The organism is Gordonia hankookensis (assembly GCF_014673215.1).
Classification (GTDB): Bacteria; Actinomycetota; Actinomycetes; order Mycobacteriales; family Mycobacteriaceae; genus Gordonia; species Gordonia hankookensis.
In genome coordinates, this window is record NZ_JACWMS010000001.1 from 1209173 (window position 1) to 1226151 (window position 16979).

General features: G+C 63.8%; 16 protein-coding genes and 1 pseudogene. 5 read left to right on the forward strand and 12 right to left on the reverse strand.

The genetic code is table 11. The annotated features are described in order from the left end of the window. Nucleotides 1–39: 39 nt before the first annotated feature. Entirely contained in the window at nt 40–1854 is a 1815-nt protein-coding gene (locus IDF66_RS05375) for a hypothetical protein (protein ID WP_223309115.1), read from the reverse strand. Between the two features lie 135 nt (nt 1855–1989). Then, entirely contained in the window at nt 1990–2643 is a 654-nt protein-coding gene (locus IDF66_RS05380; protein WP_190265950.1) for a PaaI family thioesterase, read from the reverse strand. A gap of 375 nt (nt 2644–3018) precedes the next feature. Between IDF66_RS05380 and IDF66_RS05385 the strand changes: the two genes are divergently transcribed. Beyond that, on the forward strand, nt 3019–3987 hold the full coding sequence (locus IDF66_RS05385; protein ID WP_190265951.1) for a 1,4-dihydroxy-2-naphthoyl-CoA synthase: 969 nt from the start codon (nt 3019–3021) through the stop codon (nt 3985–3987). Between the two features lie 7 nt (nt 3988–3994). Here the strand turns inward: IDF66_RS05385 and IDF66_RS05390 are convergent, their stop codons facing one another. Then, entirely contained in the window at nt 3995–5047 is a 1053-nt protein-coding gene (locus IDF66_RS05390) for an LLM class F420-dependent oxidoreductase (protein WP_190266325.1), read from the reverse strand. A 244-nt stretch (nt 5048–5291) separates the two neighbouring features. On the opposite strand from IDF66_RS05390, the gene IDF66_RS05395 reads away from it, so the two are divergent. From IDF66_RS05395 to menE, 4 genes are all read left to right on the forward strand, one after another. Then, nucleotides 5292–6524 carry an inorganic phosphate transporter gene (locus tag IDF66_RS05395; protein WP_190265952.1) on the forward strand — a complete coding sequence of 411 codons (1233 nt, stop codon included), beginning with the start codon at nt 5292–5294 and terminating at the stop codon, nt 6522–6524. A 54-nt stretch (nt 6525–6578) separates the two neighbouring features. After that, a complete protein-coding gene (locus IDF66_RS05400) occupies nt 6579–6860 on the forward strand; it encodes a hypothetical protein (protein WP_164310922.1) in 282 nt (93 codons plus the stop codon). A 147-nt stretch (nt 6861–7007) separates the two neighbouring features. Continuing rightward, nucleotides 7008–7427: a DUF3349 domain-containing protein gene (locus IDF66_RS05405; RefSeq protein WP_190265953.1), complete on the forward strand. Its 420-nt coding sequence runs from the start codon at nt 7008–7010 to the stop codon at nt 7425–7427. Between the two features lie 20 nt (nt 7428–7447). Next, the gene (gene menE, locus IDF66_RS05410; protein ID WP_223309116.1) at nt 7448–8581 is read left to right on the forward strand and encodes an o-succinylbenzoate--CoA ligase; all 1134 of its coding nucleotides are present in this window, start codon (nt 7448–7450) and stop codon (nt 8579–8581) included. Nucleotides 8582–8601: 20 nt separating this feature from the next. Here the strand turns inward: menE and IDF66_RS05415 are convergent, their stop codons facing one another. The 9 genes and pseudogenes from IDF66_RS05415 to IDF66_RS05450 all read right to left on the reverse strand — a co-directional run bounded on the left by IDF66_RS05415 (nt 8602) and on the right by IDF66_RS05450 (nt 16950). After that, nucleotides 8602–9495, reverse strand: coding sequence for a hypothetical protein (locus IDF66_RS05415; protein ID WP_190265954.1), 894 nt, complete (start codon nt 9493–9495; stop codon nt 8602–8604). Between the two features lie 82 nt (nt 9496–9577). Beyond that, nucleotides 9578–10768 carry a glycosyltransferase family protein gene (locus IDF66_RS05420; protein ID WP_190265955.1) on the reverse strand — a complete coding sequence of 397 codons (1191 nt, stop codon included), beginning with the start codon at nt 10766–10768 and terminating at the stop codon, nt 9578–9580. A gap of 42 nt (nt 10769–10810) precedes the next feature. Then, nucleotides 10811–11779 (reverse strand): hypothetical protein, encoded by a 969-nt coding sequence (locus IDF66_RS05425; RefSeq protein WP_190265956.1) that lies wholly within the window; start codon nt 11777–11779, stop codon nt 10811–10813. Between the two features lie 247 nt (nt 11780–12026). Further along, on the reverse strand, nt 12027–12938 hold the full coding sequence (locus IDF66_RS05430) for a class I SAM-dependent methyltransferase (protein WP_223309325.1): 912 nt from the start codon (nt 12936–12938) through the stop codon (nt 12027–12029). A gap of 57 nt (nt 12939–12995) precedes the next feature. After that, nucleotides 12996–13274: pseudogene (locus tag IDF66_RS24110) on the reverse strand (hypothetical protein); the annotation flags it as partial. Then, nucleotides 13174–14202, reverse strand: a complete 1029-nt coding sequence (locus IDF66_RS05435) for an NAD-dependent epimerase/dehydratase family protein (RefSeq protein ID WP_190265958.1) — start codon at nt 14200–14202, stop codon at nt 13174–13176. The pseudogene IDF66_RS24110 and the gene IDF66_RS05435, both read right to left, overlap by 101 nt. A 26-nt stretch (nt 14203–14228) precedes the next feature. Beyond that, nucleotides 14229–14882 (reverse strand): PIG-L deacetylase family protein, encoded by a 654-nt coding sequence (locus IDF66_RS05440; RefSeq protein ID WP_190265959.1) that lies wholly within the window; start codon nt 14880–14882, stop codon nt 14229–14231. Then, nucleotides 14879–15697, reverse strand: a complete 819-nt coding sequence (locus tag IDF66_RS05445) for a sugar phosphate nucleotidyltransferase (protein WP_190265960.1) — start codon at nt 15695–15697, stop codon at nt 14879–14881. The genes IDF66_RS05440 and IDF66_RS05445 overlap by 4 nt, the downstream gene beginning before the upstream one ends. Further along, nucleotides 15694–16950 carry a class I SAM-dependent methyltransferase gene (locus tag IDF66_RS05450; RefSeq protein ID WP_190265961.1) on the reverse strand — a complete coding sequence of 419 codons (1257 nt, stop codon included), beginning with the start codon at nt 16948–16950 and terminating at the stop codon, nt 15694–15696. Before IDF66_RS05450 ends, IDF66_RS05445 begins: the two co-directional genes overlap by 4 nt. Between the last annotated feature and the right edge of the window lie 29 nt (nt 16951–16979).

Genomic DNA, 16979 nt, shown 5'->3' on the forward strand with positions numbered 1-16979 from the left:
ATCTCGCCGACGGCAACCGCTTTCGCGCCGACGACAACGTCAGACGACGACCGCGGCGGGGTCGATCGGCTTCACCCCGTCAACCGTCCGCCGCGTGATCGACGAAATCCCGTCCCCGGGCAGCGTGTCGGTCTCTGTGACAGCCGGACCGGCGGCCGTGCCCTGGGCAACAAGCGTGCCGTAGAGCCTTGGCTCACCTCGGGCGTCCCGCTCACCCTGCACCGAGGTGACCGCGTACGAGCCTTCGGGGAGATCGATGCGATGTGTCCCACCGGCCTCGACGACGTAGAAGTCGGTTTGCGGCAACGTGTTCGACGCCGCGCCACCGGTGAAAACGGTGACCGCGATGTCCTGATCGCTGTCGTTGTGGATGGTCAGCCCACCGGCGTCGGTCGTGTAGTAGACACCGTCCGCCGCCCCGTCGGCGCCGGTCGCGAAGGTCGGCCACAGGATGCCGGTCGCCACACCGTCCGACGGGTCCCAGAACCGGTCATCCGGATCCGCGACGGGATCGGCGGTATCGCGGATCGCCCCACCGAACGGATTGAAGTTGTAGCTCAGCGTCTGGTCATCCTGCACGACGACCATGCCGTAGATGATGGCGCGGCCGGCCGAATCACGTTGTCCCTGCATCACATAGCCGGAGATGTCGCCGGAGGCGTCGATCGTCGTCGAGCCACCCGCGGGAACCACGTACACGCCGTCACCGTGCGGAACGTTGAACTGATCGACCGCGATGATCGCGACATCCGTGTCGGTCGTGTTGGTGAACGTGATCGTGTCGGCGTCCGCGTCGTAGGTGTAGGTGATGCCGTCATTGTCGACGATCCGGTAGTTGTCACCGATCAGCACCTGGAAGTCCGAGGGGTCGAGGTACTTGTTCTCCGGATCGATGCCGGACCACACCAGCCGTGCGGTGAGAACCCTGATCGCCTGGGCAAACAGCGAATCGTCGGTGCCCGCGGCGGCCGGCCGGGTTCCCGACGACAGCTCCGCGACGGTCTGCGTCGGTAGGGTGAACCGCTCGCCAGGCCCCAGCAGACCGACGTAGTCGGTGCCGTCGTCGCGGCTGCGTCGGCTCAGCACGCCTGCCGTCACGAGACTCTGGTTGAGGAAGATCAGGCCGTCGCGCCCGGGTCCGTTCACCAGCCGGTAGAAAACACCCGAGCCGAGCGCCGCGAAGGCGGTAGCGGTGCCCGGTTCGCCGACGAACTCGTCGACCGGTTCGATTGACGACGATGCCGCGGTGCCGGCATCGGATGTCACCGCCGCGGCGGGGTCGGGCGACGTCCGTGTCTCGGAGGCCGGCGGACCCTTGCGATGGCGGCCCGGCGACGTCGGGTCGGCACGGTGACGACCCGGAGTACGGGTGCCGGCATGATGCCGCCCCGGCGACTCGGACTGCGCAGGCGTCGTCGACTGCGTCGTCGGAACCGACGACTCCTCGGCGGGCCGCTGCTCCGGCGTCTCGGGAGCGGCTGTCTCAGAAGCGGGCGTTTCGGGAGATGCGGTGTCGCCGGGTGCGGCGCCCTCGGGGTCGGCCTGGTCCGTCGATCCCGCATCGGCCTCGGGCCCGGTCGCGCCGCCCGTCTCTCCGGACGGCTCCGCTGTGCTCGGAGCGTCGGGTGCAGAGGTCGACTCGCCGGTCTCCCCCGTCGAAGGCACGTCATCGGTGTGACCCGCGCCCACCTCCGCCGTCTCCGATCCCGAGCCCACCCCAGACGGCGCCGAGACGCCAGAGTCGGTTCCGGCACCATCATCCGCGGCGGCGATCGCGGCGGGCGCAGCGATCACCAATGCGGCAGCAATGCCCGATGTGGCGACGATTCGCCGGGTCCGACTCAGCCTGTGCACCGACGATCTCGTCATTTCAGCCCCTCAGCGTCACGACCTCACCGAATCCCGGGAAATTGTCGCCGGGATGGTCAAGAGTTCGATCGCGAGAAAGGCCGGTGACGTTACCGATTCGACAGGTCGCCGGGCGAATCGCTATTGCTGGCCGGGATTGAGCTTGATGAAAAGTGCGTCCATCTCGGCGCAGAGTCGGTCACCGTCGTGGATTGTGCCTTTGATGAACACCTTCCGGCCGTCGACCTTCTCGGCCCAGGTCCGGCATTGCAGAGGCGTGTTCAACGGGGTGATCGATCGGTACTGCACGGTGAGATAGGCGGTCCGGCTGACGCCCTGGATCGCCACCGCCGACGCGTATCCGCCGAGATCGTCGAACGCCACCGCCACCTGACCACCATGCGCCGCCTTGTTGCCACCGAGATGGAAATCGCGGAAGGTCACGGTCGCGAAGACCCCATCATCGTTGACGTCGGTGACCTCGAACGGCGGCAGAGTGATGTTGCCGCGAGCTGGCAGATCAATGCGTGTTCCGGCAGGTGAATGCCACTCGTCGATGCGGACCGCCGCAAGCTTGTCGTTGATGGCGGCGAGCTGATCAATCAGTTCGTCGGTCAGCTCGGGCGTCGGGCAGGCGTAGCGCGCGCGGTCCATGAGCGTGCGGACCTGCTCGCTGAACTCTCCGTACCGCGGGCCGCCTCGTTCGGTCGTGATGGCCGTGTGCGCGCGGAAGCCACCCTCGTGGGGATCCTCGATCTCGGTGGAGGTATCGGGACTGACGGCACCATCGCTCATGGAGCAACCGTATAGAACGGACAATCAGCGGTCGCGACCGACTGTTGTGTTGCCGGCGTATACCGGACTGACGTCAACGACCAGTCAGTCGATCCGGTCGAATCCCGAAGGCGACGGACCTGAGGCCGAGGATTGAACGCGGGAGGATCCGGAATGGTCTCTCACATGGACCACGCGACCGACGACCAGCGCCACGACGAGCGCGACTGTCACCCACACCGTGAGTGCCAACACGATCGCGATCCAAACGGACATATCGTTACTCTTGCAAATAACGAAAACCCCTGCAATGAATTTAACGATAAATAACCGGCAGCTCCGTGTCACAAATGGCGCGCCCGCTTGCCGCCGACACCCCGGCGATACTCTGGCCTGATGGACGTCGATCATCCGACAGAAGACCAGCAGCCCTTCGACACCTCCGCGTGGGCGCCCATCCGCGCCATCGGGGACTTGACCGACATCACCTACCACCGCCACACCGGCTCAGGCCGCGAGTACGGCATCGTCCGCATCGCCTTCGACCGGCCAGAGGTCCGCAACGCGTTTCGGCCACACACTGTCGACGAGTTGTACCGTGCGCTCGACCACGCTCGCCGGTCCCCCGACATCGGCACGGTGTTGCTCACCGGCAACGGTCCGAGCCCCAAGGACGGTGGCTGGGCGTTCTGCAGCGGTGGAGATCAGCGGATCCGCGGCCGCTCGGGTTACCAGTACGCCGCCACACACGATTCCGACGTGGCCGGCGCCGGCGCCGACACCGTCGACGACGCGCGCGTCAAGGCCGAAGGCGGCCGTCTCCACATCCTCGAGGTTCAGCGCCTGATCCGCACCATGCCCAAGGTCGTGATCGCGGTGGTCAACGGATGGGCCGCCGGCGGCGGTCATTCCCTGCACTCGGTGTGCGATCTGACGCTCGCCTCACGTGAGCACGCGCGGTTCAAACAGACCGACGCCGACGTCGGCTCCTTCGACGCCGGATACGGCAGCGCCTACCTCGCCAAGCAGGTCGGCCAGAAGTTCGCCCGCGAGATCTTCTTCCTCGGCGAGGCCTACGACGCGGAGACCATGTATCAGATGGGGGCAGTCAATCGCGTTGTCGCACATGCCGATCTCGAGGCGACCGCCATCGAGTGGGGCCGCAAGATCAACGGCAAGTCGCCGACGGCGCAGCGCATGCTGAAGTTCGCGTTCAACCTCACCGACGACGGCCTCATGGGGCAACAGGTCTTCGCCGGCGAGGCGACCCGACTGGCATACATGACCGACGAGGCGGTCGAGGGACGAGACGCGTTCCTGGAGAAGCGATCTCCGGACTGGGACGCGTTTCCGTACTACTACTGAGCGCGACCTACCCGACGATCTCCCGCAACACCCGCATGTCCTCAACACGTTCCTTGTGCGACCCGGCCGCCGGCGTCCCGAGGATGCAGCCGACCCCGGCGGTACGGAAGGCCTCGACACGTTCCGCCACCAGCGAGCGCGAACCGATCAGCGACATCGCACGCACCAGCTCGTCCGGGACGGCTGCGGCGGCTTCCTGCTTCTTGCCGTCGAGGTACAGGTCCTGGATCAGCTTTGCCTCGTCGGCGTAGCCGTAGCGGACGGCGAGCGCGTTGTAGAAGTTCTTGCCCCGAGCACCCATTCCGCCGATGTAGAGCGCGGCGTGATGGCGGACGGTCTGAAGTGCGTTCGCGACCTCTTGTTCGTCGTCGGAGATCAGGGTCGCGGCCTGCACGACGATCCGCAGCGGCGGCAGCGACGGATCGCGCTTGGCCTTGCCCGCGGCGAGCGCTTCGCCGAACGCGACGTCGACGTACTCGGGATGGAAGAGGAAAGGCTGGAACTCCTCGAACAGTTCGGCGGCGAGCTCGGTGTTCTTGGGGCCGATCGCCGCGAGCAACATCGGGATCTTGTCGCGGACAGGGTGGTTGATGATCTTCAGCGGCTTGCCCAGCCCGCTGCCGCCGTCCTCCTCGGTCAAGGGGAGGCGATAGAGCTTGCCCTGGTAATCGGTCTTCTCGCGACGCCAGATCTGGCGGCAGATCTCGGCGTGCTCACGCGCCCGGCCCAGCGGGTAGTCGTACTTGACGCCGTGGAAGCCCTCGATGACCTGCGGGCCCGATGCGCCGATGCCCAGGATGGCGCGGCCACCGCTGATGTAGTCGAGGCCTGCCGCGGTCATCGCCAGGTTCGACGGTGTGCGCGAGTACATCGGCAGGATCGCCGTCTGCAGTTCCATGCGCTCGGTCTTCGCGGCGATGTAACCGAGCTGGCTGACGGCATCGAAGCTGTATGCCTCGGGGACCGCGATGCGGTCGACGCCGACCGATTCGAAGTCGGCGAGGTTGTTGATGGTCTCGCGGAAATCGCCCGCGTAGTTGATCGGCATTCCGAGCGTCATCGCAGCAGTCATGGTCGGATTCTTCCACAGCTGTCGTGCGGGTCACACAGCTGCCCGAGCGGTCGATCTGTCCCGCCGCAGGCGCGTGGGGGCAGGGAGCCCGCCCGTGCGGTGGCGGATTGGCGGCGGCAACATGAACAACGGATGAACATATCGAGATTCTTGGCAAACTCCCAGGTCAAATCGAACAATTCGGGTGTTCAAGGGTTAGGTGACCGGGCCTGCCGGACCGCATCATATGAACATGACCGGAGAGATGCTGATTCTTGTGCTGCTGGTGATCACGGCACTTGGCTTCGACTTCACCAATGGATTCCATGACACCGGCAACGCCATGGCGACCTCGATCGCGACCGGTGCGCTCAAGCCCAAGGTCGCCGTCGGGCTCTCGGCGATCCTGAACCTGGTCGGCGCTTTCCTCTCCGTGGAGGTCGCGGCCACCATCACCAAGGAAGTGCTGAACATCCAGCAGACCTCCGGTGACGACAAGGGCGACATCGTCAGTGGACTGACGCCCACCACCGCACTGCTGATCATCTTCGCCGGCCTCATCGGCGGCATCCTCTGGAACCTCTTCACCTGGCTCTTCGGCCTGCCGTCGAGCTCGTCGCATGCACTCTTCGGCGGCCTGATCGGCTCAGGTATCGCAGCGCTCGGGATGTCCGGCATCAACTGGCACGGCGTGCTCTCGAAGATCATCGTGCCGGCGTTGCTCGCGCCCGTGATCGCCTGCCTGGTGGCCTCCTGCGGCACCTGGATGGTCTTCGCGATCACCAAGAGGATCGCCGAGAACAAGAAGGAGGAGGGCTTCCGGTACGGCCAGATCGCCAGCGCATCACTCGTTTCCCTCGCCCACGGCACCGGCGACGCCCAGAAGACGATGGGCGTCATCGCGATGGCCCTGATCGTGACCGGTCACCTGGATGCATCCTCGGTCAGTCACGGACTGCCGTTCTGGATCGTGTTCAGCTGCGCAGGCATGATCGCCCTCGGCACCTACCTGGGCGGCTGGCGCATCATCCGGACCCTGGGCAAGGGCCTGGTCGAGATCAGCTCGCCGCAGGGCATGGCGGCCGAGGCATCGTCGGCGGCGATCATCCTCACCTCCAGTGCCGCGGGCATGGCGCTGTCCACGACGCAGGTCGCGACCGGCTCGATCCTCGGCTCGGGAGTCGGCAAGAAGGGCGCGCAGGTCCGCTGGGCTGTCGCGGGCCGCATGGCCATCGCATGGGTGACCACCCTGCCGGCCGCAGGCCTGGTCGGCGCGCTCTGCTTCGGCATCGCCCACCTGCTCGGCAACACCCTGGGTGCGGTGGTGATCTTCGGACTCCTGATCGTCGCATCGGGCTACATGTACTGGCGCGCACAGCAGAACAAGGTCGACGCCAGCAACGTCAACGCCGAATGGGACGACTCCACCAACTCGATCATCCCGGCCGAAGCGGCCATCGCCGAAGCCAAGGCCCCGGTCGCCTGACCACTGTCGCCTGACCGGCCTCTGACGCCGTCAGACACGAAAGGACACACCCCGATGGACATCGTCGAAGCGATCGGCAAGGTTCTGATCGTCGGACTCATCTTCGGCGCCGGCCTACCCGCCCTGTTCGCGTTCGGACTCCGGTTCCACGCCGAGGGTGCATCCGAGACCAATGCCGACGGCACTGTGTCGCAGGGCAATCCGGCCTTACGAGCGCTGGGATACGTGATCTTCGGGGTGGTCGGTCTGCTGATCCTGATCGGCCTCCTGTGGATCACCCGGCAGACGATCTACTACTACACCGACATCAAGATCTTCCCGTTCGGCTACAAGTAGGCGTTTCCGTCGCCACGGTTTGCTCATCGGCCAGGTTTGCCCATCGTCCAAGACTTCTGATCGTCACTGTCGGGATCTTCGCCTGACCACATACAATCGCGGCAGAAATGTCTGCGCTGCCATCGGGGGAGAAAGGGGGCCGCATCCGTGGATCGACCACAGTTCCTCCAGCGAATCGTCGAGTGGCTGCGCGCCGGTTACCCCGACGGAGTGCCGCAGGGTGACTACATCCCGCTCGTGGCGCTACTACGGCGCCAGCTGACCGAAGACGAGGTCCAGGAGGTGTCCGTCGACCTCATCGCCGAGTCCCCGCCGCCCCCGGAACCCATCTCCAAGATCGATGCCGCGGTCCGGATCACCAAGGTCACCCACGAACTCCCCCACGAGGCGGACATCGCCCGCGTCCGTTCGCACCTCGAGGCATCGGGGTGGCCATTCGACGACAGCCCCCTGACCTCGGCCACGCCCGACAATCCATCGACGGACCTCGGCGACCCGCCGACGGCAACCGATGATCCGTCGAGCGGGCGAGACGAGACCGACGAACCCGACGGTGATGAGTCCTGAAGACTCTCCACGCCCTGCACTTGCCTGCCCGACCCGAGGTTCTCGACCGCCTCGGTGACCTGTCCACGATCCTCGACGGTTCCGCCGCATTCGTACCGGTACCCGATGACCCTCGTGAAGTCGCCGTGCTCCGTGACGCACTCGGCGTCGGCGAGGTGATCGACGACGAGGTCTCGCTGGTGGTCTCGACGTCGGGGACCACCGGGGTTCCGAAGGGCGCACAGCACAGTCCTGCCACCCTGGCCGCATCGGCCACCGCCACTGCGACTCGCCTCGGCGGCCCGGGCAACTGGCTGCTCGCACTCACCCCGCACCACATCGCGGGAGTGCAGGTCCTGTTGCGCGCCTTGGCTTCTGGATTCACACCCGCAGTTCTCGACGTGACCGGAGGCTTCGATCCCGATGCATTCGCGGACGCCCTCGACAACCTCGATGGCCCTCGCCGCTACACATCGCTGGTGCCCACACAGCTGATCAAGGTGCTCGACTCTCCTCGCGCCACCGCAGCGCTACGTGAGGCCGACGCACTCATGGTCGGCGGCGCGGCAACGCCGATTCCATTGCTGCGCAGAGCTGTCGACGCCGGAGTCCCGATCACCCGCACGTACGGGATGAGCGAGACCGCGGGAGGCTGCATCTACGACGGCATACCACTCGACGGGGTCACCGTGCGTATCGACGACGCAGATCCGGAAGGTGTGGGCCGGGTGATCCTCGGTGGGTCCGTCGTCGCGCACGGCTACCGCAATCGCCCCGATCATCCCGCCTTCGTCGAACCGGGCTGGTTCCGAACCGACGATCTCGGCCACCTCGACGACGCAGGTGTCCTGTCGATCGTCGGCCGCGCCGACGAGGCGATCTCCAGTGGCGCACTGACAATCGTGCCGCAAGTGGTAGAGGCAGTGATCCTCGACGACCCGGCCGTCGCCGAGTGCGCTGTCGTCGGAGTACCCGACGACCGGCTGGGCGAAAAGGTCGTCGTGTTCGTGGTCGCCTCGGGCACAACAACTCTCGACCCCGAGCGGATTCGGGGCGCGGTTGCCGAGCGACTCGATCGTTACGCCGCGCCACGCGAGGTCATCGAACTCGCCGACCTCCCGACGCGCGGACCGGGCAAGGTGGATCGTCGGGCGCTGCGGGAGCGGTACAGCTGATGACGTCGATGGTCCATGTGTCAGCTCGCGTTTGACGGCACATGGTTTCGCCACGGTCGACCCGTCTGACGATAGAGCGTCTTGTAAGCGTGTTTTGCCCGCTCGACCCCATGTAGCCGAGGGCGAAGACGATGTAGTTCGTCGGCAGTTGTCAGAGCGTCGGCGTACGACGTTGCCCTGCGCTGCAACAACGGATCATCTGTCGGAAATGCGGCGCGAACCGCAAAGTAGTGGTACACAACATCGTTCGCCGCCCGCAGTCTGGTCTTTGTCTGCATGAAATAGCTCAACGCGAATTGCTCGACGTTGTGAGAGAGCTGGTACTCCGACCATATCTGGTCGATGTAATGAACGCTCTCGCGCAGCACATCGACATCCGATCGACTGAGACCGATGACGCCGGAATTCCACATCTGAGTCTCCGGTCCCACAGGGATCGGACGGCCGGATCGGTCCGAGAACGGACGTGACTGCAGGACGTCGAGCAGGGATTCGTTGCTGGGATTCGGGTATGCCGTCAGGCCGCCCTCGCACATGTGCATCGCCGACCTGCCTACGCCCACTCTGTCGATGAGGTGTTGAGCCGATTTCGCGAACCAGGTATCTGTGTCCAGCATGACAACGGGGCCGTCGGAGCGCTCGAGTGCATCGATCATGGCCATCGGCTTCCGCCGGAAGATGTACTCGTGGGACCCGCATCGACCCCACTCGGAGAATGATTCGCTGGATACGACGTCCAGCTCGACCGGTAGATCGTCATAGTTGCGTGGTTGATCGGTCATCATCGTGATCGTGATCGATGGCGAGCGGCGGCAGGCGCGGACCGCAGAGTACAGCGCAAAGCGGGCTTCTTGAACATGCCGCGGATCGGCACCCCAGGAAACGTATAGCAGCGAACCGCTCGAATCCGACACAGGTACAGCTTAACTGGCTGGTCGGATATTACGTTGGCGCTCGAGCACCTTGGCTGACGCCGCCTGGCCGGCAGGTTTGCGATCAGTCAGGAACTGCCACCATTGCCCGTTCGATCGATTCGGCACGTTCCTCGAGTAGATGTCGGCGGCGGGACATCGCCGCGGTGTCACCGAGATCCGCTGCCGCGAGTATCTGCCCCCATCGATACACGTGATCGTGGCGCCGAAGACAATTCGCCACATTGGACTGTGCAATTCTCTCGAGCCGATCTGGATCGGAGGTCAATGCGTCGATCACCTCGGACACGTCCGGTGAGTCGAACGGCAGTGAGATGACCGCATCCGGCCAGCCGAAATCGTCGTCGAAAGAAGCGTTGCGCGGCGCCTCACCGATCAGAACGGCACCACCCGCGGCACCCTCCACATACCGGTAGCCCAGTTCCTGCTGTCCGCCCGTTCGGTCTGGGTCGTCGCAACGAGCAGGATTCACCAGGAAAAAGCGCGATCGCTTGATCATCTCGGCGAAACGGTCACGATGTTCGACGTGATCTGCGATGGGGCAATTGGGGACCGTGTCATAGAGGTAGTAGAAAGCAGGATCCTCCGCCAGTCGCATCAATGCGGCGTGCGTCTTCGGCGGTCGCCTGCCCATCGCGTAGAAGTCGATCAGCCGTTTCGGCGGATCCGGATAGGGGCAGAAGTTGAGAGTGTCCGTGGAGGGAGCAAGATAGTGGCACGGACGCCCAGTGGCCGCGGACAGTGTCTCGACAGTTCCCTGACACCCCACAAAGATCTGGTCGAAGCCCTTCAAGATCCCCAACAAGTCGCCGAGCGCAGGTACGTCGGGCGAATACAGCTCCTGGACGTGACAGATGGTCTGCGGAGCCAATGCTCGCCACATCGCCGACGAACCGATGCTGTAGAGATCATGGACACCCTCGACACTCACGAAGACCAAGTCGTATTCCGCTGCCGCGCCGGGCGGACGCCGACGCGGCAGGACATCGGGCAACAGCACTTCGGATTTCACCTGCAGGCGACGGATCACCTTCACGGCCTCTGATTCGATGGTTCGAATGCTTGCGCCAAGCGAACTCGCCGCCCCTGCAGGGTCCACCTCCGTGGGCGCGATGACGTCCACGGCGTCGACCGCGGCGACGAGGTCCTCGAACTCGTACCGGATGGAACGCGAGATCGTGTGGTCGATCGCCCGATACGAGACACAGAGAATCCGAGGCGACTCAGATCTTGCGCCGAAGCGATAATTTCTCATCAGTGCACACCCCAGTCACTCACATGGTTCTGACGTTCTCGCCTATGCCTCACTGACCCTCTTGAGCCAGATCTCACGCCACATCGGATAAGCACCTCGCGGACAGAACATATAACCGGGGTTATAGCAGCCCATGCACACCGCATCTTCGAGGATTATGGCAGGAGTCTTCATCGTGATCATTTCGCCGCTGCCCTCGTCGAGTAATCTGTCCACGCGCTTCTTCACGCGATAACGCTTGCCGCAGAACGGAATCATCTCGGTGGTGAAAAGCATGCCACGATTGCTGCCCTCGACATTCAATGTCCGCATGATTTCCTGATTGGACTTCACCTCGACGATTTCCCCGGGTTGCAGGTCAAGTGACTCGGTCGGGGTCTTCTTTCCTTTGATCAGGCCGTTGACCATCGGATACTTCCGTCCATGCCCGGACCTGCCGACGATTGTGTTGTAAACGGCGAGCGGCATGAACCGCATCATCGTCCACAGGGTCACGTTCCTGGAGGTCAGGTCCCGCCAATATTGCCGAACGTCTGTCTTGCCCAGCGGCGAACTGGCATCGAAGAGCTTCGTGGCCTGACACGAATACCTGACCGAAGACTCGTCAGGACCTGTTTCGGCGGACCTGGACCCCTGGTCGATCACGGCCCGCTCAGCAGGGTCCAACTCGACATCGGCGGAGTGTTCGTCCGCACCCCCGGGACCGTCCACCGGTTTGATCCACGACGTCTTCCAATACAGCAGACAGCCGGCGTCGCATCCCCCATGACTACTGCCGTCACACCGGACACCGAGATGTACGGCGTCATCGACCTTACGATTCTGAAAGGTGTTGACGATGTCGCAGGCCTTGTGGGCAGAGGCGGACACCTGCAGGCGTGTGCCCGCGAATTTGAGCATCTCGGGCATGAATGGCATGTTTTCCAGCGCGCTCTTGTCATCCAAGGTCTGGAAGATCTCTTCCGGGCTGAGTACCTCCACCCAGTCGCCTCGACGATACGTCTCGCTCATGCGCACCTTCCACGTTGAAATTTGCCACCGGGCAGAGGTGACGCCCAAACACGCTTTTCACCCTGCATTTTAGCGGGATATCGACGCGATGCGCACCGTGAGACGAGCTCACGAGACGTACCATCGACCGATTTATCGCACGCCCGATTCCGGGCTCACACCAAGCGTTTCGTCAAAACCCTCGGTCGCGTTACGTGCCGGATCGAGTCCATTTCCCGACACTGTTTGACGCACAGCCAGGACACAGTCAGGTGAGAAAAGTCAGCTCTGGCATGAACCGGACAAAACGTGCATTCCGGTGGCGGGCCATCGCCAGTTGCTCCATGATCTGAGCGGCCAGCGGCCACACGAGAATCACAATGTCATCTGCCGCCGCCTCCTCGATGGCGGCCGGGTCACGAATGGGTATGAGTGCCCGCGGAAGGAGGCGTCCCTGCTTCGCTGTCGACCGGTCGGCGACCAGCGGGAGGAGGTCGGTTCCGATACCGGCGATGTTGATCAATGCCGTGGCACGGGAGGCGGCGCCGTAGCCGACGACACTTCGACCGTCGCGCCGGCAGCCACGAAGAAACTCCGTCAGATCGTCACACACGTGCCGAGCACGTCGCCCGAGGTCGCTGTAGCCGGACGCGTCGGTCACCCGCTCCGCGCGCTCGACTGTGCGAATCCGCTCTGGGTCGAAAAGGCCGTCAGCAACCTGCGTCGACGTTGCGGCGGAAGCCGCGAGGACGCGCACCGTTCCCGCGTACTCTGAGATCTGCTGAGCCGCAATCGTTACCAGTCCATTTCGCTCAAGCGCGTGCTCGAGACTGAGCAGCGAGAGATAGCTGCGGTGCGAATGGGAGACCACGTCGAACTGGCCTTGCGCAAGGCCGAGAACATGATGAAAGTCGATCGCAACGAGTCCGTGCGGTGCGAGCACGGCCGCCGCTTCGGCGATGAGCCCGTCGAAATCGTCGACATGCGCCAGCGCATGCCCGACGAGAACGAGGTCGACCTGGTCACGCAATTCCTGTACGGCCCCTGCCACGTGTCCGGTACCGGCGAGTGCTGTCGCGGGGAGACCACTCGAACCATCCACATCCCACACCACCATCCGATCTCGGCCGATCGTTTCCGCGATCAGGCGCGGCCACGGATCGTCCACGGGCAGAGCCATCGAGTGTCCGTGCTCGGGTCGCGGACCGATCGGGCGGTCCCCAACGAGTTGAACGAGTGCGCACGACGAGCAGATGGCGAGCTTGACCGGGGCTTCCGGGGCCGGCTCGGAATCCGGCCTGTCACGTAACGCGTCCGGGTCCGGCTGGTCGCCCAGATCGAGGATCGGCGACAAGACCAGACCTCCACACGAGCAGCAACCGCCCGCGTCCACGGGTATCGACGTCAGTCCGGGGTCATTCACCTCGATCGGTCCACCGCATCGATCCGTCGAGCGCACCGCGCTCCTGTAGCGACTCCAGCCGCGCCAGGCGAGTGAATTTCTTCGCGAAATCATCGGATTGCAGACCCGCTGCGGTGTACTCCTTGTAGAGCTCTGCGGCTCCATCGGAGACCGACCACTCGGCGTTGAAGCCGAGCGCAGCGCGGAAACGGGAGAAGTCCACGCGGTAGGAACGCGGATCCGCCCCCGTTTCACCGGTGATGAGGAGCTTCGCCCCGGGGACCGCGTCCACCACGGACTCTGCGATGTCGGCCACCGTGAGATTGTTGGCCTCGGAGCCGACATTGTATGCCACACAATGGATCTTGTCGATCGGCGCCTCCAACGCGGTTCGAAATGCTGCGGCGATGTCGCGCGCGTGTACCAGCGGACGCCAGGGCGTCCCGTCCGAGAGGACGCGCACGTCACCGGTCAGGACCGCATGGGCGACAAGGTTGTTCAGCACGATGTCCACCCGCAGTCTCGGCGAGAAACCGAACGCAGTTGCATTGCGCAGAAACACCGGGGAGAAAGAGTCGTCAGCGATCGCAGCGACATCATCCTCGACGCGGACCTTGCTCTCGGCGTACGGGGTGAGCGGGCGCAACGGCGCGTCTTCACCGACCAATCCGTCGCCTGCGGCACCGTAGACCGAACATGTCGAGGCATATAGGAATCGGCGCACGCCGGCTTCCTTGGCGACGCGTGCCAGACGCACCGAGGCCAGGTGATTGATGTCGAAGGTGATCTGAGGGGCCAACGCCCCGAGTGGATCGTTCGACAAAGCGGCGAGATGAACCACCGCGTCGAACCCCTGCAGGTGCTCCACTGTCACGTCCCGCAGATCCACCTGAAGTCCCGGCGGATCCGTCGGCCACGTGCCGAGAACGCAGTCAGCGAAGAACCCGGTGTCCAATCCGGTCACGTCGTGCCCCGCCGTCTGGAGCATCGGCACCATGACCGTGCCCAGATATCCCTGATGGCCCGTGACCAGAACCCGCATTTCGGTCTCCCTATGACGTGCGGGTGTCACCCGCGGACAAAATCGATGACAGATTTTTCGACGACGAACGCCTCGGCATACCGGGCGTGGCACTGAACCCCACGCAGCCTCGACAACCCGAGAAATGCACTTTCGTCGAACCAGTCGCGACCGACCTGCGACGGATAGTGCCGATGAAGCAGCTCCACCTTCTGGTCCATGATGTCGTGGTCGAGTGGGTGATACATCGATGGTCGCGGTGTGTCGCCCTCCCACTTGAGAATCTCATAGCCCAGCACGAGATGATCCCGGAACTCGGTCGGAAGGAGCTCGGCCAACAATCGGTGGTCCTGATGAGCATCCCCGCGATGCGGGCCGAACACGACCTGCGGTTCGCACGAGAGGCGAAACTCATTGAGCTGCTCTTTGATTCGATTCCAGTTCGCCGGCCCACGACCGTCTGGGATGTCCGCCACCGAAACCGTCAGATCGGCGCCCGGGCAGAAGGCGGCAAGAGCGTTGCGCTCTTCGACCTCGCGCTCGGTCGACCCACCTGAGAGAACCAGGGCGCGCACTCGCACGCCCGGATGGTGACGGCAGATCGCGAGCAGCAAACCGCCCATACCGATCGCGATATCGTCGCAATGCGCCCCGAGAACTGCGATCTCATCGAGTCCGCCGCCGACTGCGAGCCCGATCATTCCGATCCCACATCGCCACCGATTCCCGATGGCTTCTCGGCACTCTCCCACAACATCCACGGACGGTCCCCGAGGTGGTACCTCTCATCGAGCTCGGCTCGCTCTTTGAAGGTGTCGGCAGGCTTCCAGAAACCGTGGTATCGGTAGCCGAAAAGGCGCCCTTCCGCAGCCAGCGCCGCGCAGCCGTCGGCGACCAGGTCTCCTCCGCGTGGGATGCAATCGAAGATGTCATCCGACAAAACGAAATAGCCTCCGTTTATCCACACCTCGGCCATCTCCGAGAGCGGCGTGATTCCGCTGACAGCTCCCTCCTCGTCAACCCGGACACAGTGAAAGGAGGTCTCGGGAGGAACGATCACCATCGACGCGGCCGCCCCCGACTGATGAAACCGTTCGACGATCTCGTCCAGTGGCGCGTCGGTCAGGACGTCCGCATAGTTCGCCAAGAAGTGCTTGTCCCCGTCGAGAAACGGCCGGACGCGGTGGAGACGTTCACCGATGGCCGATTCGAGGCCGGTGTCCACGAAGGTGATGCGCCAGTTACTGATGTCGGAATGCATCAGCTCGACCTGTCCGCCGTGCATCACGAAATCGTTGGAGGCGGCTTCCTGGTATGTCAGGAAGTAGTCCTTGATATGCGACGCGCCGTACCCGAGGCACAGGATGAACTCGGTGTGCCCGAAGTGCGCGTAATAGTGCATGACATGCCAGATCAGCGGCCGCGGGCCCACCATCTGCATAGGTTTCGGCATACCGGAGCCGACGGAATCACGCATGCGCATTCCGTAGCCACCACAGAACAAGACGACCTTCATGACACTCCCTCATCTGGCAACAACTCCGCGCCACCCACCACGTGCAACTCGGGCAACGGGTAGGCCAAACGTCCGCCCCATTGCGCAATATGGGCCAGTTGTGCCGTCAACTCTGTCTCGAGATTCCAGGGCAGTACCACCACGACGTCCGGACGGTCCTTGTCGATCTGCTCCGGATCGCGGATCGGAATCCGTGTGCCAGGCGTGAACCGGCCGTGCTTGTACGGGTTGCGGTCGACGGTGTACTCGATCAGGTCCGTACGAATCCCGCAGTAGTTCAACAAGGTATTGCCTTTGCCGGGGGCCCCGTATCCGACGACGCGCAACTCGTTGTCGCGGCAGCCGAGCAGAAATCTCAGGAGGCCCTGCCTGACCGCTTCTGCCCGCGGACGCAGCGCCAGGTAGCCATCGACCTGGTGCAGACCCGACCGTTCCTCAGCGCGCAGCACCTCCTCGACTCTGTCGCTCGGTTGTCCGGCGGCCTCGGCGGGGCGGGCCCACACCCGCATGGACCCACCGTGCGTGGGGATCAGTTCCACATCCACAACGGCGAGGCCGCCCGTCCGTAGTGCAGCAATGGCCGAGTACAGCGTGTAGTACTGGAAATGCTCGTGATAGATCGTGTCGAACTGCCCGAGACCCACGAGATTGAGAGCGTGGTGCACTTCGATGCTCAACCACCCGTCATCGGCGAGCAGCGCGCGAAGGGAACGCGTGAATCCGAGCAGATCCGGGATGTGAGCGTAGACGTTGTTTGCCACCACCAAATCGGCGGCTCCATGCTCGCGCTTCACATCCGCGGCCAGGTCTTCATTGAGAAATGCAGTGCGCGTGGGGATTCCACGATCACGCGCGGCCGATCCCACGTTGACCGACGGTTCGATGCCGAGGCAGGGTATTCCCGCCTCGACCACATGCTGGAGTAGGTACCCGTCGTTGCTGGCGACCTCCACCACCAACGACTGTTCGTCGAGTCCGAGACGTCGGCGAGCGTCCGATACGAAAGTTCGGGCGTGCTCGACCCAACTGTCGGAATACGACGAGAAGTACGCGTACTCGGTGAAGGTGTCCTCCGGAGCGATCAATGCAGGGATCTGCAACAGAAGACAGTCTTCACACAATCGCAGATGCAGTGGATAGGTCACCTCCGGCGCATCGAGTGCGTCAGCGGTCAGGAATGCTTCACACGGTGGGGTGGCACCCAGGTCGAGAACACTGAGCAGGCGATCCGAACCGCACAACCGACAGTTCATTGTTCCCCTCTGGGCGCGGTCCGACGGAA

Bases quoted from the DNA above. Each gene is read 5' to 3' on its own strand.
- IDF66_RS05380 (WP_190265950.1), bottom strand. From the start codon at position 2,643: ATGAGCGATGGTGCCGTCAGTCCCGATACCTCCACCGAGATCGAGGAT.
- IDF66_RS05385 (WP_190265951.1), top strand. From the start codon at position 3,019: ATGGACGTCGATCATCCGACAGAAGACCAGCAGCCCTTCGACACCTCC.
- IDF66_RS05390 (WP_190266325.1), bottom strand. From the start codon at position 5,047: ATGACGCTCGGAATGCCGATCAACTACGCGGGCGATTTCCGCGAGACC.
- IDF66_RS05395 (WP_190265952.1), top strand. From the start codon at position 5,292: ATGACCGGAGAGATGCTGATTCTTGTGCTGCTGGTGATCACGGCACTT.
- IDF66_RS05400 (WP_164310922.1), top strand. From the start codon at position 6,579: ATGGACATCGTCGAAGCGATCGGCAAGGTTCTGATCGTCGGACTCATC.
- IDF66_RS05420 (WP_190265955.1), bottom strand. From the start codon at position 10,768: ATGAGAAATTATCGCTTCGGCGCAAGATCTGAGTCGCCTCGGATTCTC.
- IDF66_RS05425 (WP_190265956.1), bottom strand. From the start codon at position 11,779: ATGAGCGAGACGTATCGTCGAGGCGACTGGGTGGAGGTACTCAGCCCG.
- IDF66_RS05430 (WP_223309325.1), bottom strand. From the start codon at position 12,938: ATGGCTCTGCCCGTGGACGATCCGTGGCCGCGCCTGATCGCGGAAACG.
- IDF66_RS05435 (WP_190265958.1), bottom strand. From the start codon at position 14,202: ATGCGGGTTCTGGTCACGGGCCATCAGGGATATCTGGGCACGGTCATG.
- IDF66_RS05440 (WP_190265959.1), bottom strand. From the start codon at position 14,882: ATGATCGGGCTCGCAGTCGGCGGCGGACTCGATGAGATCGCAGTTCTC.
- IDF66_RS05445 (WP_190265960.1), bottom strand. From the start codon at position 15,697: ATGAAGGTCGTCTTGTTCTGTGGTGGCTACGGAATGCGCATGCGTGAT.
- IDF66_RS05450 (WP_190265961.1), bottom strand. From the start codon at position 16,950: ATGAACTGTCGGTTGTGCGGTTCGGATCGCCTGCTCAGTGTTCTCGAC.